The following is a 17,609-nucleotide window of genomic DNA, read 5'->3' on the forward strand; positions in this document are numbered from 1 at the left end:
GGCTTGCATGACCATCTCACGCAGGCTTCTCACTGAATTGTTCTCGGAATTGTTCCTGGAATTGTTCCTGGGACTTTGCTTGGGATTGGTCCTGCTGCCGCCGTCAGTGGCGACGGCGCAGAATTTTCCGGCAAAACCGATCAAGCTGATCGTGCCGTTCCCGGCCGGCGGCCCCAACGACATTATCGCTCGCGTCATCGGCCAGCGCATGTCGGAACTGGCGGGCCAGCCGGTGCTGATCGACAATCGCGGCGGCCAGGGCGGCGTGCTCGGCACCGATGCGGTCGCCAAAAGCGCGCCCGACGGCTACACCATCGCCATCTCCTCCGCCGGCGCGCTTGCGATCAGCCCGAGCATGGAGAGGGTCGCCTACGACACGCTCAATGACCTGACGCCGGTGACGCTGGTGGCGACCGTGCCGGAAATGCTGGTCTTGGCCACCAACGTCCCCGCAAAGGACATCGGTGAACTAGTCGCGCTCGCCAGGGCGCAGCCCGGAAAACTCAACTTCGCCTCCTCCGGCCCCGGCAGCCTGCCGCATCTCGCCGGCGAATTGTTCAAGCTGACGGCCGGGATTGACATCGTCCACGTGCCCTATCGCGGCGCCGCGCCCGCGGTGAACGATCTGCTGGGCCAGCAGGTGCAGATGACGTTCCTCGATCTCCCGGTGCTGCTGCCGCAGATCAAGGCCGGCGCCCTGAAGCCGATCGCGGTCGGCTCAGTGGAACGCGCCCCGACCGCACCCGACGTGCCGACCACGAAGGAAGCCGGCTTTCCCGATCTGCGTATCGAGAACTGGTACGGCATGGTGGCGCCCAAGGGGACGCCGAAGGAGATCGTCACTGCGTTGCATGATCTCGCGACGAAGGCGATGGCGGATCCTGCGGTGAAGGACAAGCTCGCCCAGCAGGGCGCGACGTTGATCGGCGACGAGCCGGAGCATTTTCGAAAGTTCATCGCGGACGAGACCGCGAAATGGGCGAAGGTGATCAAGGACGCCGGGGTCGAGACGGCGAAGTAGGTCGTTCTTACCTCTCCCGCCTGTGGGAGAGCATAGGCCGCCCTCGGCGGCCGTCCTAAAGTGACGCCGAGGCGAAGCCTCGGCTATGGCGCTCGCAGAGCGCGGCGGGTGAGGGTTCTCTCCTCTTGGGGAATCTTTCTCGCGGAGACACCCTCTCCCCAGCCCTTTCCCGCAAGCGGGAGAGGGAGCCCACCGCCGGTGCGAATCGCGCGACATCCTCATACCGCCGCCGCGCGCAAATGCTCCACCAGCATCTTGGCCGGCCGCGGCAGCGCCTTGAAGCTGCGCGCGCAAATCACGAGGCGGCGGTTCGCCCAGGCGTCGCGCAGGCGGACAATGGCAAGCGGCATCAGTTTGGCGCAGCGTCGTGCGGCGGATTCCGGCACCAGCGCGACGCCGACGTCGGCTGAGACCAGCTGGCAGATTGCGTCGAAGTCGCGTAGCCGCGCGCGGAAATGCGGGCGCATGCCGAGCCGCGCCGCGTGCTTTGATATATGCATCTGAAGCGCGGTGGCGCTGGTCAGGCCGACGAACTCGCAAGCGTTCGCCTCCTGGAAATCGATCTGGCGGCGGCCGGCGAACGGGCCACGCTTCGACGTCACCAAGGTCAAACGATCTTCGCTAAACACGAACCGCTCGATATGGTCGGGCAGAGCATGCTCGGCTGCAAAACCGAGATCGGCGGCGCCGGCGGTGATCGCGGCCGCGATGTCGGTGCTCTCGCGCTCCTCGATGTCGATGGCGACGTCGCGATGCTCGCGCAGGAAGCCGGCGAGCGCTTTTGGCAGATGCTCCGACAGACCCGAGGTGTTGGCCAGGAAGTGCACGCTGGCGCGCATGCCGCTGGCAAAGCCGGCGAGATCGCCGCGCATGGCCTCGACCTGGTGGATCACGAGCCGGGCATGATCGAGCAGGCTCTCGCCGGCGGCCGTCAATTCGACGCCGCGCCGCCCACGCTTGAGCAGGGCAACGCCGAGCGCGTCCTCGAGCCCCTTGATCCGCGCGCTGGCCGAAGCCAGCGCTAGATGCGACCGCTCGGCGCCGCGGGTGATACTGCGCTGGTCGGCGACGGCGATGAAGAGCTGGAGATCGACGAGGTCGAAACGCACAGGCTTTTCCTCCAAACTTGTAGTTTGAGCATGATCTTTTCCGAAAACCGCTGCGCACTTTTCCGGATCATGCTCTAGCCTCCGTCCTAAACGAAGGCTGTCTCCGTAACCTCCAGATTGTGCCTGGGCGCGGCTTCGGTCAATGTGCAGAGATCATGATTGACCCGCTTCTCATTCTCATCGCCGCCGTCTTTCTGGTCGCCGGATTCGTCAAGGGCGTCGTCGGGCTTGGGCTACCGACGGTGTCCATGGGCCTGCTCGCGGTGAACATGGCGCCCAGCCGCGCGATCGCCATCGTGATCGTGCCCGCCATCGTCACCAACATCTGGCAGACCTTTGTCGGCCCCCATTTGCGCGACATCCTGAAGCGGTTGTGGCCGCTGATGATCGGCACCGTGATCGGATGCTGGCTCAATGCCGGCGCGCTGACGGGCCCCTATGCCCGCTACGGCACCGTGGTGCTCGGCATTCTGCTGGTGATCTACGCCATCATCGGCCTCAGCAAATTCAAGTTCCACGTCGCGCCGAAGAACGAGAAATGGGTCGGCGGCGTGGTCGGCCTCATCACTGGCGTGATCTCGGCCTCGACCGGCGTGCAGGTGATCCCCTCGATGCCGTTCATGCAGGCGATCGGCATGGAAAAGGACGAGTTGGTGCAGGCGCTCGGCGTGTTCTTCACGACTGCGACGCTGGCGCTCGCCTTCAACCTGACCGCCGGCGGATTGCTGACCCCGGCCAATGCCGTGCCTGGCGCCATCGCCATGGTGATGGCCTTCGCCGGCATGTTCATCGGCCAGTCGGTGCGAATGCGAATGCCGGCGGACGCGTTTCGCCGCTGGTTCCTGGTCGCGATGATTTTGCTGGGCGTCTATTTGGCCGGCAGCGCGCTGCTGAAAGAATTCGCCTGACGTGAGATCCACTGATCCGTTCGGATGAGCTATCGCGTCTCCAGCATGGCGACGCGGATGCCGAGATAGATGAAGAGACCGCCGAGGGTCCGGTTGACCCAGGCGATCACGCCCTCGGACTGCCGTAGCCGGTTGGCGGCCTTGGCCGCGAACGCAGCCAGCACCAGGCACCACAAGGTTCCCGTGCAGATGAAGATCAGGCCGAGCGTCAGGAAGGCGAGCGGCTTGTGCGACGCATCGGCTGCGACGAATTGAGGCAGGAAGGCCAGGAAGAACAGCGCGACCTTGGGATTGAGCGCGTTGGTGAAGACCCCCTGCAGGAAAACCCGCCGCAGCGAGCTCCGCTCGACCTCGTCCTTGACCGCCACCAGCGCCGGGCGCGACCACAGCATCTGGAGCCCGGTCAGGACGAGATAGGCCGCGCCGACCAGCTTCAGGACCGCGAACGCAGTGGATGACGCCATCAAAAGCGCCGAAAGGCCGATCGCCGCGCCCGCCACGTGGAAAAAGCAGCCGCAACTGATGCCAAAGGCCGCCGCCGCCCCGCCGCGCCAGCCCATCTGCATGCTGCGGCCGATGACATAGACGGTATCCGGCCCCGGCGTGATGTTGAGCAGCACGCCCGACAGGACGAAGAGCCAGGGTTCGTGAATGCCCAGCATGATAAAGGCCCTCCCGCCGCCCGGCCGGGCGGTCTCAAAGCACGGGCCTTAGTCGGTTCGCACCCCGCCGTCCACCACCGGGAATGCTGAGGATTTGCGTCGAATTTGCAATGCGGATCATACTTTCGTTCGGCATCATCTGCTCTATAAAGGCGCCAGTTCTTGAAATGCGGGATTCGCGGCGACTGCCACGCGGTGGTAGTCCTCGCCCTTGGAGCTCCGAGGATATGGAAAGACGTCTGGCTGCCATCGTCTGCGCCGATGTCGCCGGCTATTCGCGGATGATGGGCCATGACGAGGCTGGCACCCATGCCACCTTCAAGGCCCATCGCAGCGCGATCCATCCGATCATCCTCAATCACGGCGGTCGCGTCGTCAAAAACACCGGCGATGGCTTTCTGCTGGAATTCCCCTCCATCGTCGGTGCCGCGGAGGCCGCGATCGCGATGCAGCTGCTGATGGCCGAGCGCAATCACCATCTGCCCGCCGACCGCACCATGCAGTTTCGGCTCGGCATCCATATGGGTGACGTGATCGCCGATGAGGACGAGGTGTTCGGTGACGACGTCAACATCGCCGTCCGCCTCGAATCCGTTGCAAGCCCCGGCGGGTTCGCAATCTCGGCCAAGGCTTGCAAGGAAGCGAGCAAGCATCTCACCGTGCCGCTGGTCGATGGCGGCAACCACCGCTTCAAGAACATCAAGGATCCGGTCGGGATCTGGACCTGGACGCCTGACGGCGCGACCGCACTCGCGCCCGAGCTGAAGGAAGGATCAGCGCTCTCGCAGCAGTACCGCACCGCGATCGTCGGCGTGTTGCCGTTTGCCAATCTCAGTGATGCCCAGGACGAATATTTCTCCGACGGCCTGACCGAGGATTTGATCCACGCGCTGTCGCTGCAATCGTTCTACCGGGTGCTGAGCCGCAACTCGACCTTCGCCTTCAAGGGGAAGAATGTCAGCACGCGCGTGATCGCGCGCGAGATCGACGCCACCTATCTGATCCAGGGCTCGGTGCGGCGCGCCGGCGCCAAGATCCGCGTCACCGCCGAGCTGATCGCGCCGGAGACCGGCGAGCAGCTCTGGACCGGTCGCTACGACCGCGACATCGGCGACCTCTTCGCGATGCAGGACGAGATCACGACCAATCTGTCCGCGGCCATCGCCACCGAGATCGTCCGGGCCGAAGCCTCCGCGCCCGCGCGCCCGACCAATGACATCACCGCCTGGGACCGCTTCCTGAAGGGCCTGTCGCATTACTACCGGCAGACCAAGGAAGATCTGACCATGGCCGTCGGCCTGTTTCGGGAAGCAATCGCGGTCGATCCCAAACTGTCGATCGCGCATGCCTATCTCGCCACGATCCAGATCCAGAGCATCCAGTTCGGCTGGGTCAAGGGCACGCGCGAGATGTGGTCCGAGGCGATGAGCCTCGCCGAAACCAGCGTCCGGCTCGACCCGCGATCGTCCTTTGCGTTCTCGATCCTGTCCTGGGCGCACGCGCTGGAAGGCCATGACGAGGCGGCGATGGACGCCGCCAAGCGCGCGGTCGCGCTCAACCCCTACGACATGGGCGCACGCGGCGTGCTCGGAATCTGCCACTTCGTCATCGGCGAGCACCGCCAGGCGATCGAGCTGTTCTCGATGGCCGCTCAGCGCGACAACAGCGACCCGCGCTATCAATGGGCGGCGCTGAACGCGTTCAGCCACTATCTCGTCGGCCAATACGACGCGACCCTATCGTGGGCCCGCGAGCAACTCTACGTCAACCCGAACCACATGCAGGCGCTGGCGATCCGCGCCGCGGCGCTGGCGCAACTGGGACGGACCGGCGAGGCGATCGAGGCGACCCAAGTGTTGATGGGCAACTACCCGACCCTGAATGTCGACCGCCATTTGCGGAATTTTCACTGGAAGCGTCCCGAGGACATCGCGCATTACCGCGACGGGCTCCTGAAGGCGGGCGTCCCGGCCAGCAAGCTCACCTTGGTCCAGAGCGACGTCAGACGTGCTGCCGAATCCTGAGGGCAAACGGCGGTCAAGCGACGATCTCTCGCCCAGTTTTATTGACACGACAGTGAATTCAGCCACATTTCGCTACACGCTGAAGTAGTGTGAATTGCTGTCGGTTTGTTAGGACTTTCCGCGCTCTATCGGCGCGTCTGCATTTCAAGATTCGCTGTTTTCAGGATTTTGGGCCATGAACGATTCTGTCTCGAAGCCCCCCATCGACCCATCGATCCAGGTCTCGCCGAACAATCCCTGCCCGTTCCTGCGCGGCCTCGTCGGCGAAGGCTTTGTCGATGGCGGGACCGTCCCGCTCCGGACGCTGTCGCAAACCATCGCAAATGCGAGTGGCGAGACCGGAGCGAGGAAATTGTCGGCCCGCATCCAGGTGCGCGGCGTCGCGCTGATCGCCAACGGCGCCTGTCACATTCTGCAAAGCATCTTCTGGGGCGCGCAGCTCAATGGCTTGCGCGGCGGTCCGCTCGACAAGCTTGGTGCAGGCTCGCGCATCCTCGGCGTCGACGGCAAGGTCGACGAGGACGAGATCGCACGGCTCGCCGGTTTCGGCAGCACCTATGCCGATCCCGACGGAGGCACCGAGACCGGGCTCAACGCCGCGCAAATCCAGAGCTTCATGAAGGACAATCTCAAGCGCGCCGGCAATCAAGCGCGCTGGTACTACCCGCTCCTGATGAAGTTCGAATGGCCGGTCCTGCTCAAGATCATGGGCAAGGGTCAGGGTGACGACCGCTATCTCAGCGTGGCCGAGGTGAGGACATTGTTCAACGAGCGCAAATTCCCGGACAGGATCACCCAACGGCTCGTCAGCCAGCCGGTTACACCGCCTTCACTTATATTGCGCGCTGTCGGCGGTCTCGTCGCCGCGCTCCTCGTCTTTGGCATCGTGGCGCTACGGTTTCCCGATCAATTCCAGCCGATGCTGCCCAGCGTCATCGGGCAGTTCGTCGCCCCGCCATTGCCGAAGCTTGTCGAACCCCGGGCGGCATATTGGCTCGAGCAGAACTGGGCGCTGGAGGACCGGCACTGGTTTCATCACGCGAGCCAGGGCACCGCGACCTTCCCGGTGCCCTATAGCTGGTTCATGGCGCTGGAGCAGCCGCGGCTGCATTTCTTCGCCAAGCCCGGGATGCTGCATGACAGCGATCATCTGCAGCGCTTCGGCTTCATCCCGAGCCCGCAGACGATCAACACCGACGACACTACACTGCGCCGCTTCGGCTACGCCAATGTCTACGACAAGACCAAGCCGGTACCGGCGCGGCTGTGGGATCCGCCTGTCAACTGGGGCGCCCAGGCTGAAAACGTCGGCGGCCTGCCGGTCGGCTTTGCGCGCATGACCGGCGTGCCCGATCCCGCGACCGGCAAGATCGGCGAAGATCGGATCGGCCTCACCTGCGCCGCCTGCCACACCGGCCAGATCCACTACAAAGGCATCGATATCCGCTTCGATGGCGGCCCGGCGATGACCGATCTCAGGAAGCTCGAGGTCACGACCGGCCTGTCGATCGCCTACACGCTCCTCGTGCCGGGCCGCTTCACGCGCTTTGCCGACCGCGTGCTCGGCACTTCCGCCAGCGATGCGGATCGCGATGCACTGAAGCAGAAGCTGCAAGCGATCGGCACCTTCCTGAAAGACTGGGAAACGACCTACAGCAAGACCATCGACGGCAAGACGAGATTCAACGAGAAGACCAAGCGGGAAGAGCAGCAGCAGGACACCGAGGAAGGCTATGGCCGCCTCGACGCGCTCAACCGCATCGGCAATCAGGTCTTCGCCCAGGACATGACGCTCAGCGGCCTCAGCGGGTTCGAGAAGAACCTGCATGCCAAGGATGCGCCGGTCAGCTTCCCGCCGATCTGGACCGTGCCCTGGCTCAAATTCGCGCAGTATGATGCGTCGATCGAGCAACCGCTGATCCGCAACGCCGGCGAGGCGCTGGGCGTGACCGCGCTGCTCAATCTGTCCGACAATACGCCCAAGGACACGTTGTTCCGCTCCTCGATGGACATCAAGAACCTGAACTGGATCGAGGACCTGCTGAAGGGGTCGGCGCCCTATCCGAAAAAGCAGCTCTCCGGCCTGACATCGCCGAAATGGCCGTCGGACATCTTCGGCGATGCTGCGTGGAAGATCGACGGCGACCGCGTCAAACGCGGCCGCAAGCTCTACGCGGAGATCTGCGTTGAATGCCATCTCGGGCCGGTCAACGACCCCGTGTTCGACACCGAATTTCCGGACCGGAGCATCTGGGCCTCGGATCGCTGGGAGACCATCGGCGACGAAAAATTCCTGAACGAGGTCCAGAAGAGCGCAAAAGGCATGGGGACCGATCCCGCTCAGGCCAGCGTGCTTGCGACGCGAACGGTTCAAGTGCCGGGCTTTCTCAAGCTCGATCCCACGCAAAAGCTCAACGCCTGGTGGAACTGCAATCTGCCCGATGTCTCTTCGACCGATATGCCCTACTCGCTCGGCCTGATGGTGCTCGTCGACATCGTCAGCCGCAAGGCGATGGACGATGCGAAGATCAATCCGAAGGTGCAGGATATCTGGTGGGGTAAGCGCCAGAACTGTCCGAACCCCGGTCCGCAGCCGGCCGACAAGAATGAGCCGGGTCCCTGGTATCGCGCGCGCCCGCTCAACGGCGTCTGGGCCACCGCGCCTTACCTGCACAACGGATCGGTACCCTCGCTCTACTGGATGCTGAGCCCCGCGGCCGAGCGCCCCAAATCGTTCTGCATGGGTGGTGGTCGCGACTACGATCCGAAACAGGTCGGCTTTGCGGTCTCCGACGACGAGAGCTGCAAGACCGGGCAGTCGCGCTTCTCGACGCGCGCGTCCGACGGCACCGAGATGTACGGCAACAGCAATGCCGGCCACTCGTTCGATGGTACGCCAGGCCCCGGCAAGGACGGCACTATCGGCCGTCTGCTCAAGGAGCAGGAGCGCTACGATTTGATCGAGTATCTGAAGACACTGTGAGGTCGGAATCCATCCGCCGTCATTGCGAGCGCAGCGAAGCAATCCAATCTGTCTCAGGGGAGGCAGTCTGGATTGCTTCGTCGCAAGAGCTCATCGCAATGACGGACAATGAGGGGTGGCCGCGAGTCCAACTGTCACCGTGCTTGTGGAAGCAGCCCCTCACCCCAACCCTCTCAGCGCGAGCGAAGCTCGTCGCGCCCCCGTAAGAACGGGGCGAGGGAGCGCACTGCCTTCGCGGATACGTATCACTTGAACAACGGCGTGCCCGGCACGAACGCATCGAACGCGGCCCAGAACTGGGAGCGGTAGCGGTCCTGCTCCTGCAGGATCTCGTGCTTGGAGCCGGCGATCACGAGATGGGAGCCGGCGCGTAAGTGGTAGGCGAACTCCTCGATCGCCGCGGTCGAAACCACGGTGTCGTTGGAGGCCGCCAGCATCAGGATCGGCTGGCGGATCTCGGACGGATAGTTCATGCCCCTGAAGGTCTTCATCGCACGGAACGCGGAATCGGCCCAGGCGACGGTCGGTGACGCCAGGCCGAGCGTCGGATCTTCTTCGAGGATCGCGGCGTTGCGCGCATAGCGCACGGGGTCACTGGTCAGGGGATTGTTGATGAAGGGCGACAGCCCGGTGAGGTGATCGCTGCCACCGGGTACGTAAGCGCTGCCCCGCCCCAGCATCCGCATCGTCTTCAGCAATGTCCGCACCGGAAACGAGGTGGCGCGGCCGGGCAGGTCGATCATCGGCGCCGAAAGCACCATGCGGTCGAACCAGCGCTTCTGCGCATGCGCCAGCCGCAGCAAAACTGCGCCGCCCATCGAATGGGCCAGTGCGAAGAACGGCGGCGGACAATCCGGCAGCACCACCTGCTGCACGAAGGTCTCGACGTCGATCTCGTAGTCGGCGAAGTTGCGCACATAGCCCTTGCGCAGATCCCGCAGGCGGCGTGAGGAATGCCCCTGCCCGCGCCAGTCGAACATTGCCACCGCAAAGCCGCGGTCGCGCAAATCGCGCACGGTCTCGAAATATTTCTCGATCTGCTCGCTGCGTCCGGTGAAAACGCAGACGGTGCCCTTGCGGTTCGCCGGCGGCGCCCAGCGCGCAAAGCGCAGCTCGACGCCGTCGGGCGTCTTGATGGTGCCGCTGACGACGTCTTCGGGAACGGGATTGGACGGGATCGAGACCAGCGTCATGATTCGAAATGCTTGGGCGCAAAGGGCTGCAAATCAAGGGCGGGAGCGCCGAAAAGGCGCGAGTAACCGCCCTCTTGAACGCCGTTCCCTTGAACCCATATCACCATGGTGCAGGCCGCTACCAGTGTTTCGGAACCGGAACATCAGGCTGCACACAGACTAAAGCCCGGCCCGATTGGCGGGCGGGTTGCCAAACAGTCGCTCAATGGAGGACTTGACCATGCGTACCTACGACCTCACCCCCTTCTATCGTTCCACCGTCGGCTTCGACCGTCTCTTCAACCTGCTCGACCAGACGAGCTCTGACGGCAGCCCCGGTTATCCCCCCTACAACATCGAGCGCACCGGCGAGAACGACTACCGCATCACCGTTGCGGTCTCCGGCTTCGCCAAGGATGAGCTCTCCATCGTCGCGAAGGAAAACACGCTGACGATCAAGGGCGAGAAAGTCGCCAACGAGAACTCGAAGTCCGAAGTGCTCTACCGCGGCATTGCCGCACGTGCCTTCGAGCGCGCCTTCCAGCTTGCCGATTTCGTGCAGGTGAAGGACGCCTCGCTCGAGAACGGCCTGCTCCATGTCGACCTCGTGCGCGAGATTCCCGAAGCCAAGAAGCCGCGCCAGATCGCGATCAACGCCGGCGCGTCTAAGGCGCAGGTGATCGAGAGTTCGGCCGCCGCCTAAGCAGCGCATTGACTTCCAGGTTGCGAAAACGCCCCGGTGCCCCGGGGCGTTTTTTTGTTTGCGCTCTGCGCAAGAGGTCCAGGCTTTCGCAAAGACGATGCCATTTTGCTTAATCGCCCGATTGAACTGCTGCATCGCATCACGGGCCGGTGAGCTGACGTAACGCTGCCGCTCCACGCTCCGTATTTTGTTTACCGAGCCCCAAACAAGACGGAGAACGATCATGACTCTCTGGCGCAGCCTTTTCGTCGCCGCAAGCCTGCTGACGGCCCCCATCAGCCTCGCGCATGCGCAGACCATGAAAGCCAAGAACGTCGTGCTGGTGCACGGCGCCTGGGCTGACGGCTCGAGCTGGTCGGAGGTGATTCCGATCCTCCAGGCCGCAGGCCTCAACGTCACCGCCGTGCAGAATCCGCTGGGATCGCTCGCCGATTCGGTCGAAGCGACCAAGCGCGTGCTGGCCGAGCAGGATGGTCCGACCGTGCTGGTGGCGCATTCCTGGGGCGGCACCGTGATCAGCCAGGTCGGCACCGATCCGAAGGTCACCGGCCTCGTCTACATCGCCGCGCGTGCGCCGGATGCCAATGAGGACTTTGTCGCGCTGTCAAAACAGTTTCCGGCGGGACCTGCGCGTGCCGGCGTCGTCGAGCGCGACGGCTACACCACACTCTCGGAAGACGCCTTCCTGAAATATTTCGCCAACGGCGTCGCGCCGGAACGCGCGAAGGAGCTCTATGCCGTGCAATGGCCGACGGCCGCCTCGATCTTTGCCGGCCGCACCACCGAAGCCGCCTGGCATTCGAAGCCGAGCTGGTACGCGGTGTCGAAGAACGACGGCACCATCAACCCCGATTTCGAACGCTTCCTCGCCAAGCGCATGAACGCAACCACCATCGAGCTCGATGCGGGCCACCTCTCGCTGGTGTCGCATCCGAAAGAGGTGGCGAAATTGATCCTGGACGCGGCGGGGTATCCGCGCAGCTGAGGCTCGGCCGCTCTGACGCAAAAGCGCCCGACGTCTTCGGGCGCTTTTTGTTTGCTCAGGCCTAATCCAGCCCCTGCGCGGCCGGCATGTCCTGCGTCGGCAGGATCGTCGCTGCCGGCTTGGCCTGGCCGACGGTCGGGGCCGCCGCGGCTTGCGGCGCGGCCTCGGCTGGCTTGGCCTGCACGGCGGCAGTCTGCTGCGCGGACTGAGCCTGCTGCGCCGTCTGCTCGGCGGGCTTCACTGCTGCCGCCGGCGTCTCGGCGCGCGGCGGAGCCGCCTTGGGCAGCGGTATGGTGCGGCTGGCGACATGTGGGATCGGAGCCGGTGGGCGCGGCGGGCCACCACGGACCATGGTCGGTCGCGGCAGCGCGCTTTGCGGCCGGTAAGGCGCAACCGACGGCTCCTCATAGGCTGGCGCCATGCCATAGGCGTCGGCGGCCGGCATGAAGCGGATGATCCGTCCGTCGCGGGCGTCGATCACGAGCCGGCCGTCGTCACCGCGGCGATCGATCACCGCGATGGTATAGACGGCGCCCCGCAGGCGCGGAATGCCGAGCGGCGAGAAGCCGTTTTCGCGCAGCACCGCATAGACCTCGGTGGCCGGCAGCAGCACCGGCGCGGGGCCGCGTTCCTCATAGCCATAGCCATAGCCGTAACGCGGCGGCGGCGCGGCGTCGGCCGGCCCGTAAGGTCCGTCGAAATCCGACACCGCGATCGTGGCCCCGCCGGAAATGCCCCTCGCCGGAACTTGTGCCTGGGCAGCGGTTGCAGCCAGCGTCAGCGTGGCAGCGGCCACACATCCTGTGAAAAACTTCATGGTCGACACGCTCCTGTCAGGCCCCCGAATGCTCGCGCTCTTTCGCTTCTTGCGGCGTGGCGCGCCTTTCGAAGGGCTGATCCGAAGCTTGGTTGGGGATTCCGGCACCGCTTGGGCCGGATCAGGGCGCGTTTGCTTCAAAACCGGGGCCGCGCGCCATGCAGAAAGCGGCGATTGACCCTTTGGGAATCGGGACTTCCGCGCGCTTGTGTGATAGACAAAAATTTGGCAAGGTGATTGTTAGGACAGGAAGACTGTCTTAATTTTGCTTGCGGTTCCGGCATAGGGATTGCAACGAAAATCGGTGCTTTCGAGCGCCACGAAGGCAACAGGCAAAGCCGTTCTCGGGGACGAAGAACGCCTTGGCCTGAATTTAAGAAAATGCGGCTCGCAACGGACGAGCGGTGACCCAGAGGCGGGTGCCGCGGAACGTCCAAGGTGCGCCGAAGATAGCGGTGAGGCAGCTTACCGCATGGAGAGGACGAGGACATGAACGGGTCGCAATTCGAGCGCGCAGGCATCGTGGCAGAAGAGCTGTCGGCGACGGTCGCCTCGAAAACGACCGATCCGATTCAGGAACACAATTCGCGCCCGCCGGCCGAGGGTCTCTACGATCCGAGCCTGGAGAAGGATTCCTGCGGCGTCGGCTTCATCGCCAACATCAAGGGCAACAAGTCCCACGCGATCGTCTCGGACGCGCTCAACATCCTCTGCAATCTCGAGCACCGCGGTGCCGTCGGCGCCGACCCGCGCGCCGGTGACGGCGCCGGCATCCTGGTGCAGATCCCGCATGCCTTCTTCAGCCGCATGGCGAAGGAAAACGGCTTCGCGCTGCCCGCGCCCGGCGAATACGCCATCGGCGCGCTGTTCATGCCGCGCGACACCGCCTGGCGCAACGTCATCAAGAGCATCATCGCCGACCAGATCAAGGAAGAGGGCCTGACCCTGCTTGGCTGGCGCGATGTGCCGACCGACAATTCCTCGCTCGGCGTGACCGTGAAGCCGACCGAGCCCGCCTGCATGCAGGTGTTCATCGGCCGCAACGGTACCGCCAAGACCGAGGACGATTTCGAGCGCCATCTCTACATCCTGCGCAAGTCGATCTCGCAGGCGATCTACCAGCGCCGCGACCGCGGGCTCGCGGGGTATTACCCGTGCTCGATGTCCTGCCGCACCGTGATCTACAAGGGCATGTTCCTCGCCGACCAGCTCGGCAAGTACTATCCCGATTTGCACGAGACGGATTTCGAGAGTGCACTCGCTCTCGTTCACCAGCGCTTCTCGACCAACACCTTCCCGGCGTGGTCGCTGGCGCATCCCTACCGCATGATCGCGCATAACGGCGAGATCAACACGCTGCGCGGCAACACCAACTGGATGGCCGCGCGCCAGGCCTCGGTAAGCTCCGATCTCTACGGCAAGGACATCAACCGGCTCTGGCCGATCTCCTACGAGGGACAGTCGGACACCGCCTGTTTCGACAACGCGCTCGAATTCCTGGTGCAGGGCGGCTACTCACTGCCGCACGCCGTCATGATGATGATTCCGGAGGCGTGGGCCGGCAATCCGCTGATGGATGAGAAGCGCCGCGCCTTCTACGAATATCATGCTGCCCTGATGGAGCCGTGGGACGGCCCCGCCGCGATCGCCTTCACCGACGGCCGTCAGATCGGCGCAACGCTCGACCGCAACGGCTTGCGGCCGGCGCGCTATCTCGTGACCAAGGACGACCGCATCGTAATGGCGTCCGAGATGGGCGTGCTTACGATCCCCGAGGACCAGATCATCACCAAGTGGCGGCTTCAGCCCGGCAAGATGCTGCTGGTCGACCTCGAGCAGGGCCGCCTGATCCCCGACGACGAGATCAAGGCCGAGCTCGCCAGGAGCCATCCCTACAAGGAGTGGCTGGAGCGGACCCAGATCGTGCTGGAAGAGCTGCCGAAGGCGCCGACCACCGGCGTGCGCTCGAACCTGTCGCTGCTCGATCGCCAGCAGGCGTTCGGCTACAGCCAGGAAGACATCGCGATCCTGATGACGCCAATGGCGGCCATCGGTGAGGAAGCAGCCGGCTCGATGGGCAACGACACGCCGATCTCGGCGCTGTCGGACAGGGCCAAGCCGCTGTTCACCTACTTCAAGCAGAACTTTGCGCAGGTCACCAACCCGCCGATCGATCCGATCCGCGAGGAGCTGGTGATGAGCCTGGTCTCGATCATCGGACCGCGGCCAAACCTGTTCGATCTGCAGGGCCTTGCCACCACCAAGCGTCTGGAAGCGCGTCAGCCGATCCTGACCGACGCGGATCTCGAAAAGATACGCTCGATCTCGGATGTGGCAGAATCGCACTTCAAGTCGCGCACGCTCGACACCACCTTCCACGCCGGCCTCGGCGCGGCGGGCATGGACCAGGTGCTCGACGAGCTCTGCGCGCGTGCGGAAAGCGCGGTGCGCGAGGGCGTCAACATCATCATCCTGTCCGACCGCATGGTCGGCTCGGACCGCGTGCCGATCCCGTCGCTGCTGGCCTGCGCCTCCGTGCATCATCACCTGATCCGCACCGGATTGCGCACCTCGGTCGGCCTGGTCGTCGAATCCGGCGAGCCGCGCGAAGTGCATCACTTCGCCTGTCTCGCGGGCTACGGCGCCGAAGCGATCAACCCTTATCTTGCCTTCGAAACCATCGTCGCGATGAAGGACCGCCTGCCCGGCTCGCTCGACGATTACGAGATCGTCAAGCGCTACATCAAGTCGATCGGCAAGGGCCTGCTCAAGGTGATGTCCAAGATGGGCATCTCGACCTACCAGTCCTATTGCGGCGCGCAGATCTTCGACGCGGTCGGCCTCAAGGCTGACTTCGTCGGAAAGTTCTTCGCCGGCACGCACACCCGCATCGAGGGCGTGGGCCTTGCCGAGATCGCGGAAGAAGCCGTGCGCCGCCATGCCGACGCATTCGGCGAAGCGCTGGTCTACAAGACCGCGCTCGATGTCGGCGGCGAGTATGCGTATCGCAGCCGCGGCGAGGACCATGCATGGACCGCGGAATCGGTTGGCCTTCTGCAGCACGCCGCGCGCGGCAATTCGCTGGAGCGCTATCGCGCCTTCGCAAAGATCCTCAACGAGCAGTCGGAGCGCCTTCTGACGCTGCGCGGCCTGTTCCGGATCAAGAACGCGGACGAAGAAAAGCGCAAGCCTATCCCGCTCGACCAGGTCGAGCCGGCCAAGGACCTCGTCAAGCGCTTCGCCACGGGCGCGATGAGCTTCGGCTCGATCTCGCGCGAGGCGCACACGACGCTTGCAATTGCGATGAACCGGATCGGCGGCAAGTCCAACACCGGCGAAGGCGGCGAGGAAGCGGATCGCTTCAAGCCGCTGCCGAACGGCGACAGCATGCGCTCGGCGATCAAGCAAGTTGCCTCGGGCCGCTTCGGCGTCACCACGGAGTATCTCGTCAACTCCGACATGATGCAGATCAAGATGGCCCAGGGTGCAAAGCCCGGCGAAGGCGGCCAGCTGCCCGGCCACAAGGTCGACGCGACCATCGCCAAGGTCCGGCATTCGACGCCGGGCGTCGGCCTGATCTCGCCGCCGCCGCATCACGACATCTACTCGATCGAAGATCTGGCGCAGCTGATCTACGACCTCAAGAACGTCAACCCGACGGGCGACGTCTCGGTCAAGCTCGTCTCCGAGATCGGCGTCGGCACGGTGGCCGCGGGCGTTGCCAAGGCGCGCGCTGACCATGTCACCATCGCGGGCTTCGAGGGCGGTACCGGCGCTTCGCCGCTGACCTCGATCAAGCACGCCGGCTCGCCGTGGGAGATCGGCCTTGCCGAAACCCACCAGACGCTGGTGCGCGAGCGACTCCGCAGCCGCATCGTGGTCCAGGTCGACGGCGGCTTCCGCACCGGCCGTGACGTCGTGATCGGCGCGCTCTTGGGCGCCGACGAATTCGGCTTTGCCACCGCGCCCTTGATTGCTGCCGGCTGCATCATGATGCGCAAGTGCCATCTCAACACCTGCCCGGTCGGCGTCGCGACCCAGGACCCTGTCCTGCGCAAGCGCTTCACCGGTCAGCCCGAGCACGTGATCAACTACTTCTTCTTCGTCGCGGAGGAAGTCCGCGAGATCATGGCCTCGCTCGGCTTCCGCACCTTCAACGAGATGGTCGGCCAGGTTCAACTGCTCGACCAGACCAAGCTGGTCGCGCACTGGAAGGCCAAGGGCCTCGATTTCTCCAAGCTGTTCGTCAAGCAGAAGGAAGAGAAGGGCCAGAAGATCTATCACTCCGAGCGCCAGAACCATCATCTGGAAGCCGTGCTCGACCGCAAGCTGATCGAGAAAGCGCAGCCCTCGCTCGACCGCGGCGCGCCGGTGAGGATCGAGGCCACGATCAACAGCACCAACCGTTCTGCCGGTGCGATGCTGTCGGGCGCGGTCGCCAAGATCTACGGCCATGCCGGCCTGCCGCAGGACACGATCCACGTCAGCCTCAAGGGCACTGCCGGCCAGGCCTTCGGTGCGTGGCTCGCCAACGGCGTCACCTTCGAGCTCGAAGGTGAAGCCAACGACTATGTCGGCAAGGGCCTCTCGGGCGGCAAGATCATCGTCAAGCCGCCGGCCAACAGCAGCATCGTGCCGGAAGAAAGCATCATCGTCGGCAATACCGTGATGTACGGCGCTATCCAGGGCGAGTGCTACTTCCGCGGCGTCGCCGGTGAGCGTTTCGCCGTGCGCAACTCGGGTGCGATCGCCGTCGTCGAAGGCGCCGGCGATCACTGCTGCGAATACATGACCGGCGGCATCGTAGTCGTGCTGGGCAGGACCGGGCGCAACTTCGCGGCCGGCATGTCCGGCGGCATCGCCTATGTGCTCGACGAGACCGGCGGCTTCGACAAGCTGTGCAACATGGCGATGGTCGAGCTCGAGCCGGTGCTGTCGGAAGAGCTGATCAACGCCGGCACCTATCACCACTCCGGCGACCTCGAGGCGCATGGCCGGGTCGACGTGTTCAAGGACCTGCTCGATTCCGACGTCGAGCGCCTTCACGTCCTGATCACGCGCCATGCCAAGGCGACCGGTTCCGAGCGCGCCGCCGAGATCCTCGCCAATTGGAAGGAATGGCTGCCCAAATTCCGCAAGGTGATGCCGGTCGAGTACCGGCGCGCGCTGCGCGAAATGGCCGCCAACGCGGACGCCGAACCGAAAATCGCGATCGGGGCTTAGGA

The 17,609-nt window shown here is 64.3% G+C and carries 11 protein-coding genes; 7 read left to right on the plus strand and 4 right to left on the minus strand.

Annotation, left to right across the window (positions count from 1 at the left end; all coding sequences use genetic code 11):
- Positions 1-7 precede the first annotated feature (7 nt).
- A complete protein-coding gene (locus ABIA96_RS04445) occupies positions 8-1,021 on the plus strand; it encodes a Bug family tripartite tricarboxylate transporter substrate binding protein (RefSeq protein ID WP_354135818.1) in 1,014 nt (337 codons plus the stop codon).
- Positions 1,022-1,239: 218 nt separating this feature from the next.
- Here the strand turns inward: ABIA96_RS04445 and ABIA96_RS04450 are convergent, their stop codons facing one another.
- Positions 1,240-2,130 (minus strand): LysR substrate-binding domain-containing protein, encoded by an 891-nt coding sequence (locus ABIA96_RS04450; RefSeq protein ID WP_354135819.1) that lies wholly within the window; start codon positions 2,128-2,130, stop codon positions 1,240-1,242.
- 155 nt (positions 2,131-2,285) lie between these two features.
- On the opposite strand from ABIA96_RS04450, the gene ABIA96_RS04455 reads away from it, so the two are divergent.
- Complete coding sequence (locus ABIA96_RS04455) at positions 2,286-3,038, plus strand: sulfite exporter TauE/SafE family protein (RefSeq protein WP_354135820.1); 753 nt, start codon at positions 2,286-2,288, stop codon at positions 3,036-3,038.
- 29 nt (positions 3,039-3,067) lie between these two features.
- On the opposite strand, the gene ABIA96_RS04460 is transcribed toward ABIA96_RS04455, so the two are convergent.
- Positions 3,068-3,700, minus strand: a complete 633-nt coding sequence (locus ABIA96_RS04460) for a LysE family translocator (RefSeq protein WP_354135821.1) — start codon at positions 3,698-3,700, stop codon at positions 3,068-3,070.
- A 227-nt stretch (positions 3,701-3,927) separates the two neighbouring features.
- On the opposite strand from ABIA96_RS04460, the gene ABIA96_RS04465 reads away from it, so the two are divergent.
- The gene (locus ABIA96_RS04465) at positions 3,928-5,724 is read left to right on the plus strand and encodes an adenylate/guanylate cyclase domain-containing protein (protein ID WP_354135822.1); all 1,797 of its coding nucleotides are present in this window, start codon (positions 3,928-3,930) and stop codon (positions 5,722-5,724) included.
- 175 nt (positions 5,725-5,899) lie between these two features.
- Positions 5,900-8,707 (plus strand): di-heme-cytochrome C peroxidase, encoded by a 2,808-nt coding sequence (locus tag ABIA96_RS04470; RefSeq protein WP_354135823.1) that lies wholly within the window; start codon positions 5,900-5,902, stop codon positions 8,705-8,707.
- A gap of 245 nt (positions 8,708-8,952) precedes the next feature.
- On the opposite strand, the gene ABIA96_RS04475 is transcribed toward ABIA96_RS04470, so the two are convergent.
- A complete protein-coding gene (locus tag ABIA96_RS04475) occupies positions 8,953-9,900 on the minus strand; it encodes an alpha/beta fold hydrolase (RefSeq protein ID WP_354135825.1) in 948 nt (315 codons plus the stop codon).
- Between the two features lie 220 nt (positions 9,901-10,120).
- Here ABIA96_RS04475 and ABIA96_RS04480 point away from each other — a divergent pair, with 220 nt between their 5' ends.
- Both ABIA96_RS04480 and ABIA96_RS04485 read left to right on the plus strand, forming a co-directional pair.
- Positions 10,121-10,582, plus strand: a complete 462-nt coding sequence (locus tag ABIA96_RS04480; protein WP_354135826.1) for an Hsp20 family protein — start codon at positions 10,121-10,123, stop codon at positions 10,580-10,582.
- A 223-nt stretch (positions 10,583-10,805) separates the two neighbouring features.
- The gene (locus ABIA96_RS04485; RefSeq protein WP_354135827.1) at positions 10,806-11,567 is read left to right on the plus strand and encodes an alpha/beta fold hydrolase; all 762 of its coding nucleotides are present in this window, start codon (positions 10,806-10,808) and stop codon (positions 11,565-11,567) included.
- 61 nt (positions 11,568-11,628) lie between these two features.
- Here ABIA96_RS04485 and ABIA96_RS04490 read toward each other — a convergent pair whose 3' ends face one another.
- Positions 11,629-12,384, minus strand: a complete 756-nt coding sequence (locus tag ABIA96_RS04490) for a hypothetical protein (RefSeq protein WP_354135828.1) — start codon at positions 12,382-12,384, stop codon at positions 11,629-11,631.
- Between the two features lie 489 nt (positions 12,385-12,873).
- Between ABIA96_RS04490 and gltB the strand changes: the two genes are divergently transcribed.
- Positions 12,874-17,607, plus strand: coding sequence for a glutamate synthase large subunit (gltB, locus tag ABIA96_RS04495; RefSeq protein WP_354135829.1), 4,734 nt, complete (start codon positions 12,874-12,876; stop codon positions 17,605-17,607).
- Positions 17,608-17,609: the final 2 nt, after the last annotated feature.

Source organism: Bradyrhizobium sp. LB11.1 (assembly GCF_040549385.1).
Classification (GTDB): Bacteria; Pseudomonadota; Alphaproteobacteria; order Rhizobiales; family Xanthobacteraceae; genus Bradyrhizobium.